The organism is Pseudomonas sp. MF5691, from assembly GCF_016405645.1.
GTDB lineage: Bacteria > Pseudomonadota > Gammaproteobacteria > Pseudomonadales > Pseudomonadaceae > Aquipseudomonas > Aquipseudomonas shahriarae.
Genome location: NZ_JAEKDC010000021.1, coordinates 44,760 through 62,354, shown reverse-complemented (window position 1 = coordinate 62,354; position 17,595 = coordinate 44,760). Strand labels below are relative to the sequence as shown.

Sequence of the window (17,595 nt, the reverse complement as noted above, 5' to 3'; positions counted from 1 at the left end):
TGAGCTTCTTGTACCGATCCTTTCGGGCCGGTCAGCTTCATCAATCTGCCTTGTGGGCAGTGCACATCCGGAAAAACAGCTCGGCGGTCAGACGAGCTTGTTCAAAACGCTTGTTACCAACGCTCCCGATCCGGGAGACGCTTGAATCATGCAAGCTCAAAATGGTTACGTCAACGGTTATGTAGTGATTATTTTTGCTCACTACATATTTTCTGCAGAAGAGAGGGGGGGCTGGGGAAAGGTGACTTGGGCGTCACTTTTTGTGCCGGGGAGTCGGGGGGGGGCGCTGCTGTGGGAGCTGGCAAGCCAGCTCCCACATTGGATTTGTGGTGCTTAGGGGAATGCTATTCGCCGCGGATGTACTGTTCCAGTTGCTGGATCAGTGCCGCCTGCTCGGCGATGGCTTCCTTGACCAGGTCGCCGATGGACAGCAGGCCCAGCAGTTCTCCGTCTTCCACCACTGGCAGGTGGCGCAGGTGGCCATCAGTCATGATGCCCATGCAATCTTCGACGCTTTTGTGGGTGTCCACGGTGATTGCCGGGGAACTCATCACCTGGTGGACCTGGGTGGTCGTCGAGGACAGTCCATGGAGAATCAGTTTGCGCGCGTAGTCGCGCTCACTGATGATGCCGACGACCTTGCCGTCCTTGACTACCGGCAAGGCGCCGACGTTCTTCGCTGCCATCACCACCAACGCTTCAAACACGGTGTGATTCCACTGGATGGTATGGACTTCCTGATTCTTCTGGTCCTTGGACTTGAGCAGTTGTGCGACGGTCTTCATGGTGGCCACCCCGGTTTTGTTATTAGGCAGTGCCTACAGAATCCTCGACCGCTGGCGCCAGGGCAAGAGCCAAAGCGGCGTATATCCGCTTGAAAAGCGTCATTACCTGACTTTTTTTGCAATTTCAGCCCTTGTTTGCCGGTTTTACCGCCCGTTTCGGGCTGGCGGCGGTCTTGGGCTTGGCCGGCTTGCGTTTGTTTTTCCAGGGGGTGGCACCACGACCTGCCGGGCTGGCCGGGCCGCTGATGGTCATTTGCATACCATTGCAGCGGGCCACTTGCTTGCTCATCCAGGCGGCCTGTTTGGCGACGAACTCCTCCAGGCTCATCTCACCGCTCTGCACCATGTCCAGGGCCTGCTCCCAGATGGCGGTGGTGCCGGGATCGGCAATCGCCCTGGGTACCGCGTCGATCAGGCTGAAGGCCGCCGGTGTGGCAGACAGCGCCTTGCCGTTTTTCACCAGGTAACCACGGTCCAGCAGGCCCTGGATGATCCCGGCCCGAGTCGCCTCGGTACCGATGCCGGTGGTGTCCTTGAGCTTTTGTTTGAGCAGCGGGTCTTGCACCAGTTTGGCGACGTTTTTCATCGCCTTGATCAGGTCGCCTTCGGTAAAGGGCTTGGGCGGCTGGGTCCACAGGTCCTTGAGGTTGACCTTGGCCACAGCGTAATCCTGGCCCTGCACCAGCGCCGGCAAAGGCTGCGGCGCCGGCGCCTCACGGCCTTGGCTCGGGGCCAGCGCTTCGGGCAACGCACGCTTCCAGCCGGGTTCCACCACCACTTTACCTACGGCGCGCAAGGCTTCGCCGGCACAGTCGAAGTCCGCCTGGGTGCGGTCGTATTCGTGATTGGGCAGGAACTGCGCCAGGTATCGGGCGCGGACCAAGGTGTAGACGGCGCGGTGTTTGCCGGTCAACTGCGCAAGATCTTTGCCGGCGCCGGTAGGAATAATGCCGTGGTGGGCGCTGACCTTGGCGTCGTTCCAGGCGCGGGAGCGGCGCTGCGCATCGAGGTGTGGCATCAACGCGCTCACCGCCGGGTCGGCGCGGCCCAGTGCCGCGAGAATCGTCGCCGCGTCGCCATGCTGGCTCACGGGCAGGTAACCGCAGTCGCTGCGCGGGTAGGTGATGACCTTATGGGTTTCGTAGAGGGACTGGGCGATATCCAGGGTTTCCTGGGCGCCGAGCCCGAGTTTCTTCGAGCAGATTTCCTGCAGGGTGCCCAGGTCAAAGGGCAGGGGTGCCACTTCGCGCATGCGTTCGGTGCGCAGCTTCACCAGGCGTGCGCTGGCCGCGTTGCTCATCGCCGTCGCCGCGTGTTGTGCCCGCTCCGGGTTGAGGCAACGGCCCTGGTCGTCACAGATATCGTCGGCGGCGCGCCATTGCGCGATAAAACGCATCTGCTGGTGCAGCAACTCAACATCAATGGCCCAGTAAGCCACCGGGACGAAGTCGGCAATGCTGCGGTCGCGGTCCACCACCAGGCGCAGGGTCGGGGTTTGCACCCGCCCAACGGGCAATACACCTTGATAGCCGGACTGACGGCCGAGCAGGGTAAACAGGCGGCTCATGTTCATGCCGATCAGCCAGTCGGCACGGGAGCGGCCCAGGGCCGAATGGTAGAGGCTGAAGGTGTCTGCGCCAGGCTTCAACGATGCCAGGGCCTTGCGGATCGAGGCATCGTCGAGCGCCGACAGCCACAGGCGCTGGATCGGCCCGCGATAGCGGCAATGCTCCACCAGTTCGCGGGCGATCATCTCGCCCTCGCGGTCGGCATCGGTGGCAATCACCAGTTCCCGGGCTTCCCCCAGCAGGCGCTTGACCGCCTTGTACTGGCTGGCGGTCTTGGGCTTGACCGTCATCTTCCATTTTTCCGGGACGATGGGCAGGTCAGCCAGCACCCAGCGCTTGTACTTGGCATCGTAGGCATCGGGCGGGGCGGTTTCCAACAGGTGGCCGATGCACCAGGTGACGGTGACGTCCGTGCCCAGCCAGCAACCATCGCCCCGGCGCCGGGCGCCGAGCACGGCCGCGATATCCTTGGCCTGGGAGGGTTTTTCACAGAGGAACAGCCGCATGCTCAGCCCATTCGTTACACAGTTGAATGGTCGAAGGATGGGCAAAAGAAGGCAATTGAGCAACCTTTATCTGGATGGATATACAGCAATTTGTGTGGGCGGCGGGAAACCAATGTGGGAGCGGGCTTGCCCGCGATAGGGGGGGTGCCAGTCAGTACATTCATTGACTGACCCACCGCTATCGCGGGCAAGCCCGCTCCCACAAGGGATTTACAGGGTTTGCGGGAGATTAGTTTTTATCCAGATCCACGTTCTTGGTTTCCTTCAGGCACAGCAGCCCGACGATCAGGCTCACCCCGGTAATCACCACCGGGTACCACAGCCCGTAGAAGATATCGCCGGTGTACACCACCAAGGCAAACGACACGGTCGGCAGGAACCCGCCAAACCAGCCGTTACCGATGTGGTAGGGCAAGGACATGGAGGTGTAGCGGATACGCGTCGGAAACAGTTCCACCATCAGTGCGGCGAGTGGGCCGTAGCACATTGCGGCGATCAGGATCAGCGCGACGATCAGCACCACCACCATGGTTTTGTTGACCTGGGCCACGTCTGCCGATTTCGGGTAGCCGGCCAGGGTCACGGCGCCGCGCAGGGCGTCTTCGTCGTAGCCGTCGATGCGCACATCGCCGATGCTGACTTGCACCGCGCTGCCGGCAGGTGCGGCTTCGCTGCTGTAGGGCAGGCCCTGTTTGACCAGGAAGGTCTTGACCTTGTCGCATGGGCTGTCAAACCGCGCCTTGCCCACCGGGTCGAACTGGAAGGTGCAGGTGGCCGGGTCTGCCAGCACGGTGATCGGGGCCTGGCGGCTAGCCTGGTCCATCGCCGGGTTGGTGTAGTGGGCCAGGCCCTTGAAGATCGGGAAGTACAGCGCGGTGGCCAGCAGCAGGCCGACCATCAGTACTGGCTTGCGCCCCCATTTGTCCGAGAGCCAGCCGAAGAAGATAAAGAACGGCGCGCCAATCACCACGCTGATGATCAGCAGCATATTGGCCAGGGCCGGGTCCATCTTCAGGAACTGGGTCAGGAAGAACAGTACATAGAATTGCGCAGCGTAGAAGGTCACGGCCTGGCCGGCGTTGATACTGAACAGCGCAATCAACACCACCTTGAGGTTTTGCCAGTTACCGAACGACTCGCGGATCGGCGCTTTGCTGGCCTTGCCTTCCTCTTTCATTTTCAGGAACGCGGGGGATTCGTGCAGGCTCAAGCGGATCCAGGTGGAAATCCCCAGCAGCACGATGGACAGCAGGAACGGCAGGCGCCAGCCCCAGACTTCAAACTGATCGCCCGTGAAATAACGGCAAGCCAGCACTACCAGCAACGACAGCAACAGGCCGAGGGTCGCGGTGGATTGAATCCAACTGGTGTGGAAGCCGCGTTTGCCGGCGGGGGCGTGCTCGGCGACATAGGTCGCGGCGCCGCCGTATTCACCGCCCAGGGCCAGGCCCTGGAGCATGCGCAGCACCACCAGGATGATCGGCGCGGCGATGCCGATGCTGGCGTAGGTGGGCAACAGGCCCACACAGAAGGTTGCCACGCCCATCAGGACGATGGTGGCGAGGAAGGTGTACTTGCGTCCGATCATGTCCCCCAGGCGGCCGAACACCAGCGCGCCGAACGGCCGCACCACAAAGCCGGCGGCAAAGGCCATCAGGGCGAAGATAAAGGCCGTGGTGTCGTTGACCCCGGCAAAAAATTGCTTGCTGATCACCGCCGCGAGGGCGCCATAGAGGAAAAAGTCATACCACTCGAACACCGTCCCCAGGGACGAGGCGAAGATGACCTTTTGCGACTCCTTGCTGCTGACAGTGGCGCCAGGCATGGCGTCCAGGGGTTGAGCACGTTCTGACATGGGGTAGCCCTCACAGTGATTATTTATTGTTGTTCCACTGTCGGCGCCAACTTCAGCGCCGCTCTTGTCCTGTAGGTGCGAGCAAACTCGCGCCTACAGGTCATGCCGGTGTTGTCTGTTCTCTTTCGGGGGTGAGGTTCCTTGTTTGAGGGGACAGAATCAGTTGCGCGGCTTTTTCCGCGATCATCAAAGTGGGTGAGCAGGTATTGCCGGAGGTGATGCGCGGCATGATCGAGGCATCGGCGATGCGCAGGCCGGGCACGCCGTGCACGCGCAACTGGGCATCGACCACCGCGTCTTTATCCTGGCCCATGCGGCAGGTGCCGACCGGGTGAAAAATCGTAGTGCCGATCCGCGCCGCCGCCTCTTGCAATTGTTCATCGCTTTGCAAGGCCTCACCGGGCAGGTATTCCACCGGGTTGAAGGGGCGCAGGGCCTGGGCGCCGACAATGCGCCGGGTCAGGCGGATGGCATCGGCGGCCACGCGCAAGTCTTCGGGATGGCTCAGGTAGTTGGGCTGGATCAATGGCGGCGTCGCGGGATCGGCCGAGCGGATATCAATGCGTCCGCGACTCTGCGGGCGCAAGTCGCAAACCGACGCAGTAAATGCCGGGAACGCGTGCAGCGGTTCGCCAAAGCGTTCCAGCGACAGTGGTTGCACGTGGTATTCGAGGTTGGCCGAAGTCTGTTCCGGCCCCGAGCGGGCGAAGGCGCCGAGCTGGCTGGGCGCCATGGACAGCGGGCCGCTGCGGTCATACAGGTATTGCAGGCCCATGCCCATCTTGCCCCACACGGAGCCGGCGATCTGGTTCAGGGTGCGGGCGTTTTCCAGTTTGTAGATCAGCCGCAGTTGCAGGTGGTCCTGCAGATTGCCACCGACCCCTGGCAGTTCGTGCAGGACCTCGATGCCCAAGGGCTTGAGGATGCTCGAAGGCCCTATCCCGGAGCGCTGCAGGATGCCGGGCGAACCCACCGCCCCGGCGCACAGGATGATTTCCTTATGGGCTTTCCAGGTCACTACTTGCCCTAGCTGGCGGCCCACCACCGCACTGGCACGGCCGTTTTCCAGGAGTACACGGTCGACTTCCACGCCGGTGAGCACCGTGAGGTTGGCGCGCTGGCGGATGGGCTTGAGAAACGCCTTGGCCGCATTCCAGCGTACGCCGCCTTTCTGGTTGACCTGGAAGTAGCCACACCCTTCGTTATCGCCCTGGTTGAAGTCGTCGATGCTGGCGATGCCACTTTGCTTGGCGGCTTCGCGGAAGGCGTCGAGGATCGGCCAGTGCAGGCGCTGTTGCTCCACGCGCCACTCGCCGCTGTCGCCATGCAGGGGCGAGGCGCCGGCAAAATGGTTTTCGCTTTGCTTGAACAGCGGTAATACATCGTCCCAGGCCCAGCCGGGGTTGCCTTCGGCGGCCCAGCCATCGTAGTCGTTGGCCTGGCCGCGCATGTAGATCATGCCGTTGATCGACGAGCAGCCGCCCAGCACCTTGCCCCGTGGATAGCTCAGGGCACGACCTTGCAGGCCGGGTTGGGTTTCGGTCTTGAAGCACCAGTCGGTGCGCGGGTTGCCGATGCAGAACAGGTAGCCGACGGGGATATGGATCCAGGGGTAGTTGTCGCGCCCGCCCGCTTCAAGCAGCAGCACACGATGGGCAGGGTTGGCGGACAGTCGATTGGCCAGCAGGCAGCCCGCAGGGCCGGCGCCTACTACCACGTAATCGTATTGCGCAGGTGCAATAGTCATCTGGGGTCTCGCTTGTTTTTCTTATTGGCTCCATCCTAGTTGTTAGTTTTCGTCTTAAAAATGTTAGTTTTTACCCAGCTGCTGTGCGTTTTTAAACAGCGCTGCGCTCATGGCCGAGAGGGGAGGTGACATGTTCGACTGGAATGACCTGCGGTATTTTCTTGAGTTGCAGCGCAGCGGGCGCCTGCTCACCGCCGCCCAGCGCCTGAAAACCACGCATGCCACTGTGGCCCGGCATATCGAGGCCATCGAGAAAAGCCTCGGCACTGCGCTGTTTGTGCAGCATGCCCAGGGGTACGAACTGACGCCGTCGGGCGAAGCACTGCTCAAGCATGCCGAAGCCATGGAGAACGTTGCACTGCTCGCCGAAGAAGAGCTGACCCACTCCGCCGCGCCCCTGGGCAAGATTCGCCTGGGGGTCGCCGAAGGCTTGGGGGTGATGTTCCTTGCCAGCCGCATGGGCGGCCTGTTCGAGCGTTATCCGGGGCTGGAAGTGGAACTGGTGGCGGTGCCGCGTTTTGTCAGCATCCTCAACCGCGAGGCGGAGATCAGCATCCACCTGGAGCGCCCTAGCGTCGATCAACTGGTCACGCGCAAACTCACCGACTACCGCCTGGCCCTCTATGCCAGCCGCAGCTACCTGGCGCGTTCGCCAGCCATCGAGAAACGCGAAGACCTGGCCGCCCACGCGTGGATCGACTACGTCGACGACCTGCTATTCAGCCAGGAACTGAAACTCCTCAGCAGCTTTTGCCGCAACCCCCGGGTGGTATTCCACAGCACCAGCGTCATCGCCCAGCACCAGGCGGCGCGCTCGGGGTTGGGGATTGCCGTGTTGCCGTGTTTTGTCGCCGCCGGGGACCCGGACCTGGTGCCGCTATTGCCGGAAGAGGGCATCCAGCGCAGCTACTGGATCAGCTCCCGACGCGAATTGCACAAGTCGGTACGGTTGCGGGTGTTGTGGGATTACGTGGTGGAGTTGTGTGCCAAGGAGCAGGGGCTGCTGTTGGGCGCGTAGCGAAGGGCAAGGGGGATCTACAGAGATCAAATGTGGGAGCTGTCGAGCCCTAGCGAGGCTGCGATGGCGGCGGTACTGCCAGCATTGATGTTGACTGACCTGCCGCCATCGCAGCCTCGCAGGGCGAGACAGCTCCCACATGGGACTGTGTGTGGGCTTAGAGTTTTACTGTCTGGTGTACCTGTTCACCACACGCACGAGCATCGTTGATCATCTTTTCAAACGGCGCGCTGACGATTTCATCATGGCTCAACCAGCGCACTTTCTGGGTCAACCGGTAGTGGTAGCGCAAGCCATCCTTGAGCTGTTCGCCATCGAGTTCCAGGTCATACCACGGCGAGTTGATCTTGCAGCCTTGAACAGGCTTGTCCATCTGCCCGCCGGTCAAGGTAAAGGTGTAGTCGACGGTGTCCGGGTTGCCCATGTACAGGTCGCCCCGTTGCCCGTTGCGGCGGTAGTTGAGCAGGCCGTCCCATTTCTCTTTGAGCGACTGGTCGGTGTAGACGTAGCCTTCGTCGAGTTTTTCCAGGGCGCCCAGGTCGGTCATGCTGGCCTTGACCGTGTAGCTGTCGGGCTGCACGAACCCGGTGGGCTGGCGGGTGACCTGGCAATCGCTGATCTCGCGGCCAAAGTTGTCGCAGATGTTCTGGTCGGTGGCGGTAGCCCCCTGTTCGCGATCAGCCATGCTCAGTTGCATCAGTGGCAGGCGGCTGAAGGTGACGCTGGCGCGGGTCGTGCCGTTGCCCTGTTTGTCGTAATGCACCTGCTTGTCCAGGCGGATGCTGGTGTCAGGGCGTGCCAGGGGGATATGTTCCTCACGCACCCGGCCCTGGGCATCGTTGACCAGTACCCAGCGGTCCTGGATATCGGGCAGGGTCTGGCCTGGAGCGAACACCGGGTTGGTCGGGTCCAGCCACCACACCTGGCCGGCCACTTCGGCGCGCACGATGGCATGGTTGGGCGCACCGGTGCCCGGCACCAGCAGCGAATCCACCACATCCCCACGGCTGACCCAGGCAGTCTCGGCCTTGATCCCGCTGGCCTTGAGCATGGCGGTGAGGAGGATGGACAGGTCCTTGCAGTCGCCATAACCGTGCTGTTCGATCTCCTCCAGGTTAAACGGCACATAGCCGCGATCGGTGGCACGCCAGTCACCCAGGTAACGGTAATGGTCGTTGATGTGCTGCATCAGGCCGGCCACTTGCTGCGCCGGGTCCAAGCCCTTCACCGCAGCTACGGCGGCGGCACTATCAGCCGGCAGCTTGGCCGCGAGGATCTGGTTGTAGCGCTGGGCAAAGCCGCCGAAATGTTTTTGCACATCGAGGCTGCTGCCCACTTCGATCCGTGGGATCAGGCGGATATAGGCGTGGCCCGATTCGTTGATGTAGTTGAGATAGGTCGGCGTCTTTTGCTCGATATCCAGGGTCTTGCGATTGACCGAGGGGGTAATGGTGAAGCCGTCCATCAACTCGGCGCGCCACTCGATCGGCCGTTCCGCGGTGAAGCGCGCCTTGAGCCGGTCGCGCCGCGCATTGCTGGGGCCGAACTGCAGGGCGTAGTGGAACTCGGTCATCAGCGGCTTGGCGGGGTGATGCTCGCGCACGGTGTAGCGGATCTGCGTGCCGACCCGCAGGTTGGGGAATGCCAGGGACGTTTGCTTCAGCCTGGAAAACCCCTGGTCAGGGTTGGGCGCGGTGCGCGTGTCGATCTGTGCTTCGCCAAGCCGCTGTGGCTTGCCGCCGGGCTGGGTGGATTCGGCGTGCAGCACTTCAAAACTATCGCCTTCGGCATAGTTGAAGTCGATTCGCGACAAAATTTCCCGGCCGCTGGGCTTGAGAATGGTGTAGCGGTAGGTGGTGGTGCAATCGGTGCTGGCATCACGGTTGAAGTGGCAGTGCAGCTCGGATTCGTTGGCAAGTGCAGCTTCGGCCATGGGTTGCAACGCGGCATGAGCAGTGTGCGAAACAAGCCCCAGACTGGCGCAAATCAAAGGGCAGTAAAACGAGAAACGGTGCATGGGCGCCTCAGGTGGAACATTGACACAGATACCCTGGCGGGTACCAAGAAGGCGGCAGATGATAATGGATCGCAACACCAAAAACCAGTATTGTCGGACAATAAATATCGCTGAAAGGCCCGAGATAGAGCCTTCGTCTTGGTAAGGGTGGTCAGTCGAGCAGCTCGAAGTCGCTGCTGGCCAGGCGTTCGCCGTTCACCAGCACATGCACCGTATGCCGGCCGGGGTAGTGCTTGCGCGTGGTCATATCGCGGATATGTTGGCCACGCAGCAGCGTATGCCGTTCACCCGCGCCGAGGGTAAAAGCCTTGAGCTTGAACACTTTGGCGGCGCTATGGCCTGCGCTTTTTACATAGTCGATGGCGTAGTCCACCACCAGTTTTTGTGGGGCGCTGGTGGTGGATTCGAGGCTGAACGACAGGTTGATCCGCTCACCCAGGCGAATCACCGGGGGCTCGACCTTGAACTGGTGGATTTTCACCTCGGCCCGCGCCCCGGCCCCCATGATCGTCAGCGCGCGGGTATTGCCCTGCTTGATCAGGCTGCGCAGGGCGTGGCGGGCGATCCAGGCGGTGTGGGGGTTGTCCAGGGACCAGCTTTCGATGACATCCAGCACCCAATCCGGATGGTCCTTGGTGATGTCATTGAGGTGGTTGGCCACGGACTTGCGTACATACAGACTGCTGTCGGCCTTGAGGTTCTCCAGGATCGACGCGCACAGGCGCGGATCGGCCTGCACCTGGGCCAGGCGAAACGACCATGGCAACCTCGGCCGCGAGCCCTCGCTGGCGAGGCGGCGTACGTGCTCGTTGTCATCCAGCGACCATTGCTGCATCACCGCCAGGGTGCGTTGGAAATCCTTGAGCAGAAAGGCCCGCACAGCAAATTCGGCAGAGCCAAATGTGGTGAAGTACTTGAGCGCCGCCATTGAGCGCTGGAAATCATCCAGGCCATAGCTGGCCACATAATGCCCGAGGAACAGGCTGACAAAACCACTGTTCAGGCGCGGGGCCAGGGCATACAAATGTTCGAGGGTTTGCGGATAGTCCAGGGGCATCACTGCGTGCAGGCTTTCACTGACCCGAGCCATGCGCTGCATGACCGACAACCCGGCCAGGTCACGCTTGGCGTGCTTGAGAAAGCCCTTGGCATCGAAGGGCGGGTACACCGCGCTCATCTCATCGGCGATGTGTTGCAGGCGTTCGACGTTGAAGATTTCCTTGAGGGCAGGGGCGCTTTGGTCGGTCATGGGGCAGTCCGCAGGAGAGGGCGATGGTCGGGCTTTTTCAAAGTAGCACCTTACTCAAGGTCGCGAAGCTCAAAATGTGGGAGCCAGCTCCCACAAGGAATGTGCAGGGTGCTCGGTATCTACAGGTACCAGCGATATTCCCGCGCATTGATCTCCTGCTGGAAGGCCAGATGATCCTGGCGTTTGTTTTCGCAATAGACGTCGACAAACTCCGCACCCAAGCCCTCGCGCAGGACCGGTTGTTGCTGCATGGCGCGCACCGCCTCGAGCATTTCCAGGGGGAAGTCATGGCCGCTGGTGCGGTCTTCGTTCAGCGGTGCGATAGGCTCCTGCGCGGCGTCCAGGCCGTGCTCCAGCCCGACCAGGATCGCCGCCAGCACCAGGTACGGGTTGGCGTCGGCACTGGCCAACCGATGTTCGATCCGCAGGTTGCGCGGGTCGGACTCGGGAATGCGCACGCAGGCGTCACGGTCCTCATAGCCCCAGCAGGCCTTGGTGGCCGCATTGACCGTGCCGCCCAGGCGGCGGAAGGCGTTGTGGTTGGGCGAGAAAATCGGCATGCAGTGCGGCAGCAGTGCCAGGCAACCCGCCACCGCGTGGCGCAACGGCTGTTGCTGGTGCGCCGCCAGCAGGTTGTTGCCGGCGGCGTCATACAGGCTCACATGCACATGCATGCCACTGCCCGGATGTTGCAGGTAGGGCTTGGCCATGAAACTGGCGCGATAGCCATGCTTGAGCGCCACGCCACGGGTACTGCGGCAGAACAGGGCGGCCCAGTCGGCGGCGCGCAGGCCATCGTCGAGGTGACCAAAGTTGATTTCAAACTGGCCGGGGCCCAGTTCGGCAGTGACCACCGTAATGTCGATCCCCTGGGCCTGGGCGGTCTGCACCATGTCATCGAGCACCGGCGCAAAACGCGACAGCCGCTCGATATGCAGGGTCGGTTGGTCATCGGGGTCGTCGCTCAACGGGTCGCGGGCAAATTGCGGCAGGCCGTCGTTGAGCTTTTTATCGAACAGGTAGAACTCCAGCTCAAACGCCACTACCGGGTGAATGCCCTTGCGGTGCATGCGTTCCAGGACTTTGGCCAGGACTTCACGGGGTTCGAATTCGATGGGGGCCTCGGTGCCGTCGGAGGTGATCAGCATTTGCCCCAGGGGCTGGGCTTCCCAGCTCACCGGCTTGAGCGTGCCGGGCACCAGGCGGCGGTTGGCGTCGGGGTCGCCGTCATGGAAGCAGTAGTCGCCAATCTTGAACAGACCGCCCTGGGCGCCCAGCAGCACGGCGTTCTGCGGCAGCTTCAGGGGGCTGCCGGCGGCGACTTTTTCCAACATTTCAACCGGGTAGCGCTTGCCGTAGAAACGCCCTGGGATATCCAGGGCGATCAGGTCGACATAACGTACATCCGGATGGTTCTGGCGAAAGGTCCGTACTTCGGCCAGTAACGTGGAGGAATGGCTTTTCACGGGTGACGCTCCTTGGTGTGCCTTAGTTGTAGACCCACAGCACGCGTGCCGGCAGGTCGGTCAGGTTGCCGTAGCGGCAGTGGGCAAAACTGGCGAGGTGAAAGCTGTCGCCGGGGCCGAGAGTCACCGCGTCGGCCTCGCCTTCGACCCACAGCGTCAGGTGGCCTTCGAGTACATAACCGGCCTGCTCGGCGCGGTCGCTCATGGTCTGCTCGCCACTGTTGGCGCCGGGTTCGAGCAGGCTGTCGAGGATCGAAAACGCCCCCTGCATGCTGGGGGAGACGAGGATGTCGGTGATGCCGTTGGCGTAATACACCGTGCGCCGCTCGTTGGGGCGGGTGACCCAGGCCACAGCCTTGGGTTTGGACAGGCTGTAGAAGTAGGTGGTGGGTACGTCCAGCGCATGGCTGATGGCAGTCAGGTCCGCCACGGTGGGGCGCGACAAGCCACGCTCGACCTGGGACAGGAACCCCACGGAGCGCTCGATCTTCTGCGCCAGTTGGGCCAGGGTGAGCTTCTTGTATTTGCGCAGGTCGTGAATCAGGATCGCCAGGGCGTCCAGTTCTTCTTGTTTGTCCATGGGTGCTTCGTGAAATTCTTATCTAAAAATTTCATGAAAAATTACAGGATTAATTTCATGCGCGCAATAGAGAGCCCTTGTAAGAGCCGGCCAGCCAGCTCCTGCAAGGGCCTGTATCACCTCACTCGCGCTCGAAGCTATCGGTCTGGTTGCCATCGGCGTCGAACACATTGACCCGGTTTGGCACCTGGGTATCCCAGATGCTATAGGTCGCTTCGTTGCTGTTGTACGGGAAGCTGTACTGGGTATACGACCCCAGTTTTTTCACCACGCGGTTGTTTTTGTCGATCAATACCAAGCCTTCAAACCCATCCATTTCTGCCGAGGCGAGGTTCTTCTGGAAGGGGTTGAGTTTGCTGTAGGTCACGGGCACGCGCAGTTTGCCGTGTACATCAATGGCGCCATAGCGGCTGCCCTTTTGCACCACCGCCATGCCGTTGGAGAACGGGTTGACGTCATCGAATGGCAGGCTCAAAGGCAGCGCCTTGCCCTGTTCGTTGATAAAGCTGTATTTGCGGCTGCCACGGTCCTGGATCAGCAGGGGCTGGCCCTGGACAAACTGGCCGAAAACGGTCGCGCCGGGAGGGTTGAGTTTCTTCATCTGCAGGTTGTAGACGTCGGTCTGTTTCTGGTCGGCGGAGGTGGCGTAGATAAACTCGCCGCTGCCGTTGATTGCGGAGTAGCGCGGTGCCAACAGCTCCTTGCCGCTCAGGCTCCAGGCGCCGTACAACGAGTTCGAGCCATAGGTGGTCTCGCCAGGGCGGGCGATGAACACGTTGCCGATCACACTGGGGTTGACGTACTTCATGGGCACCACGACCTGTAGCTTCTTCACGTCGTAGACCCCATAGGGGCCGTTGGTTTCACGCTCGACAATCATCAGGTCGTCGTTGACCGCGCTGTCGATGATTTCGAAGGGCAGTTCTTTCAACGTCTGCGTACCCGGTACAAAGGCAAAGTATTTGAACAGCAATTCGCTCCAGCCCTCGCCGGAAGATTTTTCGCCGACCATGATGTGGTACACGCCGGGCATCTCGGTGGTATCAATGCGCTTGAAGCGCGGCTTCACCACCCATTGCCCCTTGCTGTCGATAAAACCGCTGCTTTCGCTGGCGCTGTCGTAGGCGATGTAGCGCTCGCGAGGGGCGGTGCTGCTGTGCATTTCCCAATCAAGGGTTTGGGGTTGGAGCGGGTCCAGCACGTAAATCACGATGCTGGCGGGGGTGTCTTCGAATTGGTAGGTGGCCTGCACGTTACTCAGCTCGCTGTCGGAGCTGGGCAGGTTGCTGGCGAACTGTTCCAGATGATCCTGCACCGCCGCGGCACTCTTGAAGTCGGCGAAGTTGTCTTCCATACGCAGCAGTTCGTTGTAATAGGCCCGCAGGTTGGCCTTTTGTTCGGCGGTGGGCGAGGAATTGGAGCTGTTGCCGCCGCTGTACAGGGTCTTGCCATCGGCCGTCAGGCCCTGGATCACATAGGATTTGTTTTTCGGCGTTGCCAGTTGCAAGGAGGCGCTGGCGTCGCCCAGATGGGTCAGTTGGTACACCTCGCCACCCTCGGCGGTGGCTTTCGGGTGGGCCCGGTCCAGGACGATTTTATTGAAGCCGGGGTAGGCCTGATACGTCAGGGCCAGGCTGATGCGTTCCAGGGGCTTGTTGAGCTTGAGTTCGGCCTGGGTGGTGTCCTGGTCCTGCTCCTCACTGTCCTCATCCTTGATCGCCACCTCGGCGAAGGGCTGCTGCGAGCCGTCGCGAAAGTACAGGGTCTGGATGCGATAGCTGGCTTCGGTCTGCTGATCGGGCAGGGCCCCGCGCTTGAGCACCTCGCGAATCGCCTCGACTTCCAGTTTCAGCCCGGATGCATTGTCGAAGAACAACTGCTGGAACTGCCCCGGTGTGCGCTTGAGGTCGGTCAATGCCGCTTTCAGTTCGGCGGCGGGGAAGGGCACGAACGGCTCCTCATAGTTCAGCTCTTTCTGTTCGCCTGGTGTAGCGGTGGCCGGGCCGACTTCCAGGCGCATGCTTTCGAGCATGGCGATGCGGTTGATGCCGTCGCGCATATCGAGGATCAGGTAATTCAGGCGTTTTTTTGCTTCTGGCAACGGCAGGTCCCGGATGCCATCCACACCGCCCTCATTGAGTTGCGCTTCGCTGTATTCGGGACCGTCAAGCAGGCCGTGGGTGGCGCGGCGGTCCAGCAAGTAATAAGTGGCACCGCCAATCACGGCGATCACGATCAGGGCGCTGGCCAGCAGTTTGGTTCGGGTCAGGGCTGTTTTCATTGTTCTCGGACTCGATGGAGGGCTGGCGCAAGATTAGCAGGCACCGATACCCGTGGCTGTATTGCGGGTGAATGATTGCAGGGCCCTGCTGTCGGAACCTGGGTACGCATTATTTACTGAAGGAATACCCATGAAAGCAACGTCCCTGATTGCCAGCCTGCTGGTTGCCGCCAGCCTGTCCACCGCCAGCGTTACCGTGCAAGCCGAGGACAATCCGCAGAAAACCGTGGAGCCTTCGAACATCAACACCCGAGACTTGAAAGTTGGAGACCGTGCGCCGGATATCCTGGTGCGCAAGGAGTCGGCCCTGGGCGACTGGAAAAAGCGCAGCCTGAAACCGCCCCACGACGACAGCCAGTGGGCGCGGATCAATGATCGTTATGTGCTGGTGAAAATCACCAATGGCACCATCCTCGACATCACCCCTGCCAAATAACGGGTGTGGGGGGAAATGGGCTGATGCCGCTTTCCCCCCCTTCGCTGCGCGCATTTAAAAATTGCATGCACGAATGCATAAAACAGTCTTTTTTGCTGCTCATCCTGAGGTAAGGTAGCTGCGCACGTGTGCTACGACTCTTTTCAGGAAACGAGAGCAGGATGCTGAAAACAATAAAAAACTACCCCCGCAGCGTAAACCTGCTGCTATCGGCCACGCTGGTATTGACCCTGGCCAAGGCGATCACCTTTCCGTACATGGTGATCTACCTGTCCAGTCACTTCGCCCTGGGCATCAGCCAAGTGGGCCTGGTGATCGGCAGCTCGTTGATCGTCGGTTCCCTGTTGAGCGTGTACGGCGGTTTCCTCGTGGACCGGGTCAATAGCTACCGGCTGTTGCTGGGCCTGAGCCTGCTGTTCGTCCTGGGATTCGTCGGCACCTTGCTGGCTCGCGAGCTATGGCTTTTCTACAGTTGCCTGATCCTGATCAACTTGGCGTATGCGGTGATCGATGTCGCGGTCAAGGCCGGCTTTGCCAGCCTGTTGCCGGTCGATGCGCGCAGCGAAGTGTTTTCCATCAAGTACACCCTGACCAATATCGGCTACGCGGTAGGGCCGTTTCTGGGGGCGATGGTGGCCAAGGTCGATATGAGCTTGCCGTTTGTCTTGTCGGTGTTGCTGGGGATGGGGTTCTTCCTGCTGTACTGGCGCTGGGGCGACCGCAGCCTGGCCACGGTGGACGCCGCGCAAAAACCGGTGCCGTTCCTGGCGGTGGGCCGGGTATTGCTGCGCGATCATCGCCTGGTGTGCTTTACCCTCGGCGGCCTGCTCAGTGCCGTGGTATTCGGGCAGTTCACCGCCTACCTGTCGCAGTACCTGGTGACCACCTCGGACGCCGAATACACCTACACCGTGATCAGCGCCATCCTGACCACCAACGCCCTGCTGGTTATCGCCCTGCAATACGTGATCGGTCGGCAGATCAGCCACCGTCACCTGAGCCGCTGGCTGATCTTCGGGCTGGGCATGTTCATGCTCGGGGTGATGGGTTTTGCGCTGTCCACCAGCGTGTGGTGGTGGGTGGTGTCGATGGCGATCTTCACCGTGGGGGAGATCATCGTGTTTCCCGCCGAATACATGTTTATCGACCGCATCGCCCCTGACCATCTGCGCGGCATGTACTACGGTGCGCAAAACCTCTCCAACCTCGGCGCCGCACTGGGGCCGGTGTTGTGCGGCCTGGTGCTGGCCAGCCTGCCGGCGCACTACATGTTCTACATGTTGGCGGGGTTTATCGTGGCCGGGGGGCTGTTCTACTTTATAGGGGCATCGTTGAAGCCGCGCCCGTTGTAGACAAGGCCAAAGCAGCGGAGCTGCGCCCCTGTGGGAGCGAGCTTGCTCGCGATGGCGGTGGGTTAGTCAAGTCACTGTTGGCTGTCTCACCGCCATCGCGGGCAAGCCCGCTCCCACAGGGGTAGGCGTCCCTGCAGAAGGGGTGTTGTCAGATGGAGAGCGCGCCGCCCACGGTGTTGCTGTGCAATTCGTAGCGCAGTTCCTCGACCATCGTTGCGACGTCCTCCGGGGTCTTGAGTTTGTTGACGCTGATCCCGGTGACCACCAGGTCCACGCGGCCGCTCTGGGCGTCAAACACTTTCAAAGTCAGTGACGAGTCGCGGCACAGGGTGAATTCGCAGGTCAGCGGCAACAGGGCTTCTTCGATGCAATTACGCAGTTGGGCCAGGGTAAACATGCCAGCCCCCATCAACGACGACGCAGCAACAGGCCCAGCACCAGGCCCACGCCAGCAACGATCGCCACGGTGGCCAGGGGCTTGCGCTGGGCAAAGTCACCAACAGTGTCCAGCGCATCGCCATAGGTCTGTTGCAATTGGCCGGCCGCCTGGCGCGCTACGCCCTGGGCCTGCAGTTGTTCGTCGTCGGTCATTTCGCCGAGAAAGTCCTGAGCCTTGCCCACGGCTTTTTTCACGCGGCCGGTGACTTGTTCACTGTTCATGCTGCCTCCTTCAAGGGCAAAAAACTCGCCATGACACAGGGCATCAAACCCTGTGCCTACCCTTCAAGGTTAAGC

At 61.2% G+C, this 17,595-nt stretch carries 14 protein-coding genes; 3 read left to right on the top strand and 11 right to left on the bottom strand.

The features are described 5' to 3' along the window. Positions 1–344: 344 nt before the first annotated feature. The 4 genes from JFT44_RS23305 to JFT44_RS23290 form a co-directional block, all read right to left on the bottom strand. On the bottom strand, positions 345–785 hold the full coding sequence (locus JFT44_RS23305; protein WP_057439480.1) for a CBS domain-containing protein: 441 nt from the start codon (positions 783–785) through the stop codon (positions 345–347). A 124-nt stretch (positions 786–909) separates the two neighbouring features. Beyond that, the gene (locus JFT44_RS23300; protein ID WP_198831234.1) at positions 910–2,859 is read right to left on the bottom strand and encodes a DNA topoisomerase III; all 1,950 of its coding nucleotides are present in this window, start codon (positions 2,857–2,859) and stop codon (positions 910–912) included. 229 nt (positions 2,860–3,088) lie between these two features. Then, the gene (locus tag JFT44_RS23295; RefSeq protein ID WP_057439443.1) at positions 3,089–4,714 is read right to left on the bottom strand and encodes an MFS transporter; all 1,626 of its coding nucleotides are present in this window, start codon (positions 4,712–4,714) and stop codon (positions 3,089–3,091) included. Between the two features lie 100 nt (positions 4,715–4,814). Continuing rightward, positions 4,815–6,461, bottom strand: a complete 1,647-nt coding sequence (locus JFT44_RS23290; RefSeq protein WP_120733546.1) for a GMC family oxidoreductase — start codon at positions 6,459–6,461, stop codon at positions 4,815–4,817. Positions 6,462–6,591: 130 nt separating this feature from the next. Here JFT44_RS23290 and JFT44_RS23285 point away from each other — a divergent pair, with 130 nt between their 5' ends. Beyond that, positions 6,592–7,479 carry a LysR family transcriptional regulator gene (locus JFT44_RS23285; protein WP_057439441.1) on the top strand — a complete coding sequence of 296 codons (888 nt, stop codon included), beginning with the start codon at positions 6,592–6,594 and terminating at the stop codon, positions 7,477–7,479. Positions 7,480–7,636: 157 nt separating this feature from the next. Here the strand turns inward: JFT44_RS23285 and JFT44_RS23280 are convergent, their stop codons facing one another. The 5 genes from JFT44_RS23280 to JFT44_RS23260 all read right to left on the bottom strand — a co-directional run bounded on the left by JFT44_RS23280 (position 7,637) and on the right by JFT44_RS23260 (position 15,072). After that, the gene (locus JFT44_RS23280) at positions 7,637–9,496 is read right to left on the bottom strand and encodes a DUF3857 domain-containing transglutaminase family protein (protein ID WP_198831233.1); all 1,860 of its coding nucleotides are present in this window, start codon (positions 9,494–9,496) and stop codon (positions 7,637–7,639) included. Positions 9,497–9,647: 151 nt separating this feature from the next. Then, a complete protein-coding gene (locus JFT44_RS23275) occupies positions 9,648–10,745 on the bottom strand; it encodes a DNA alkylation repair protein (protein WP_169990473.1) in 1,098 nt (365 codons plus the stop codon). A gap of 119 nt (positions 10,746–10,864) precedes the next feature. Continuing rightward, complete coding sequence (locus JFT44_RS23270; protein WP_169990472.1) at positions 10,865–12,211, bottom strand: glutamine synthetase family protein; 1,347 nt, start codon at positions 12,209–12,211, stop codon at positions 10,865–10,867. A 22-nt stretch (positions 12,212–12,233) separates the two neighbouring features. Next, complete coding sequence (locus JFT44_RS23265) at positions 12,234–12,791, bottom strand: helix-turn-helix domain-containing protein (protein ID WP_057959121.1); 558 nt, start codon at positions 12,789–12,791, stop codon at positions 12,234–12,236. 121 nt (positions 12,792–12,912) lie between these two features. After that, positions 12,913–15,072 (bottom strand): WG repeat-containing protein, encoded by a 2,160-nt coding sequence (locus tag JFT44_RS23260; protein ID WP_169990471.1) that lies wholly within the window; start codon positions 15,070–15,072, stop codon positions 12,913–12,915. Between the two features lie 130 nt (positions 15,073–15,202). Here JFT44_RS23260 and JFT44_RS23255 point away from each other — a divergent pair, with 130 nt between their 5' ends. Continuing rightward, positions 15,203–15,508: an RcnB family protein gene (locus JFT44_RS23255; RefSeq protein ID WP_198831232.1), complete on the top strand. Its 306-nt coding sequence runs from the start codon at positions 15,203–15,205 to the stop codon at positions 15,506–15,508. A 161-nt stretch (positions 15,509–15,669) separates the two neighbouring features. Further along, positions 15,670–16,860 (top strand): MFS transporter, encoded by a 1,191-nt coding sequence (locus tag JFT44_RS23250; RefSeq protein WP_057959124.1) that lies wholly within the window; start codon positions 15,670–15,672, stop codon positions 16,858–16,860. 148 nt (positions 16,861–17,008) lie between these two features. Here the strand turns inward: JFT44_RS23250 and JFT44_RS23245 are convergent, their stop codons facing one another. Further along, positions 17,009–17,257 carry a DUF1652 domain-containing protein gene (locus JFT44_RS23245; protein ID WP_057439435.1) on the bottom strand — a complete coding sequence of 83 codons (249 nt, stop codon included), beginning with the start codon at positions 17,255–17,257 and terminating at the stop codon, positions 17,009–17,011. A gap of 11 nt (positions 17,258–17,268) precedes the next feature. Continuing rightward, positions 17,269–17,520 (bottom strand): CsbD family protein, encoded by a 252-nt coding sequence (locus JFT44_RS23240; RefSeq protein ID WP_057439434.1) that lies wholly within the window; start codon positions 17,518–17,520, stop codon positions 17,269–17,271. Positions 17,521–17,595: the final 75 nt, after the last annotated feature.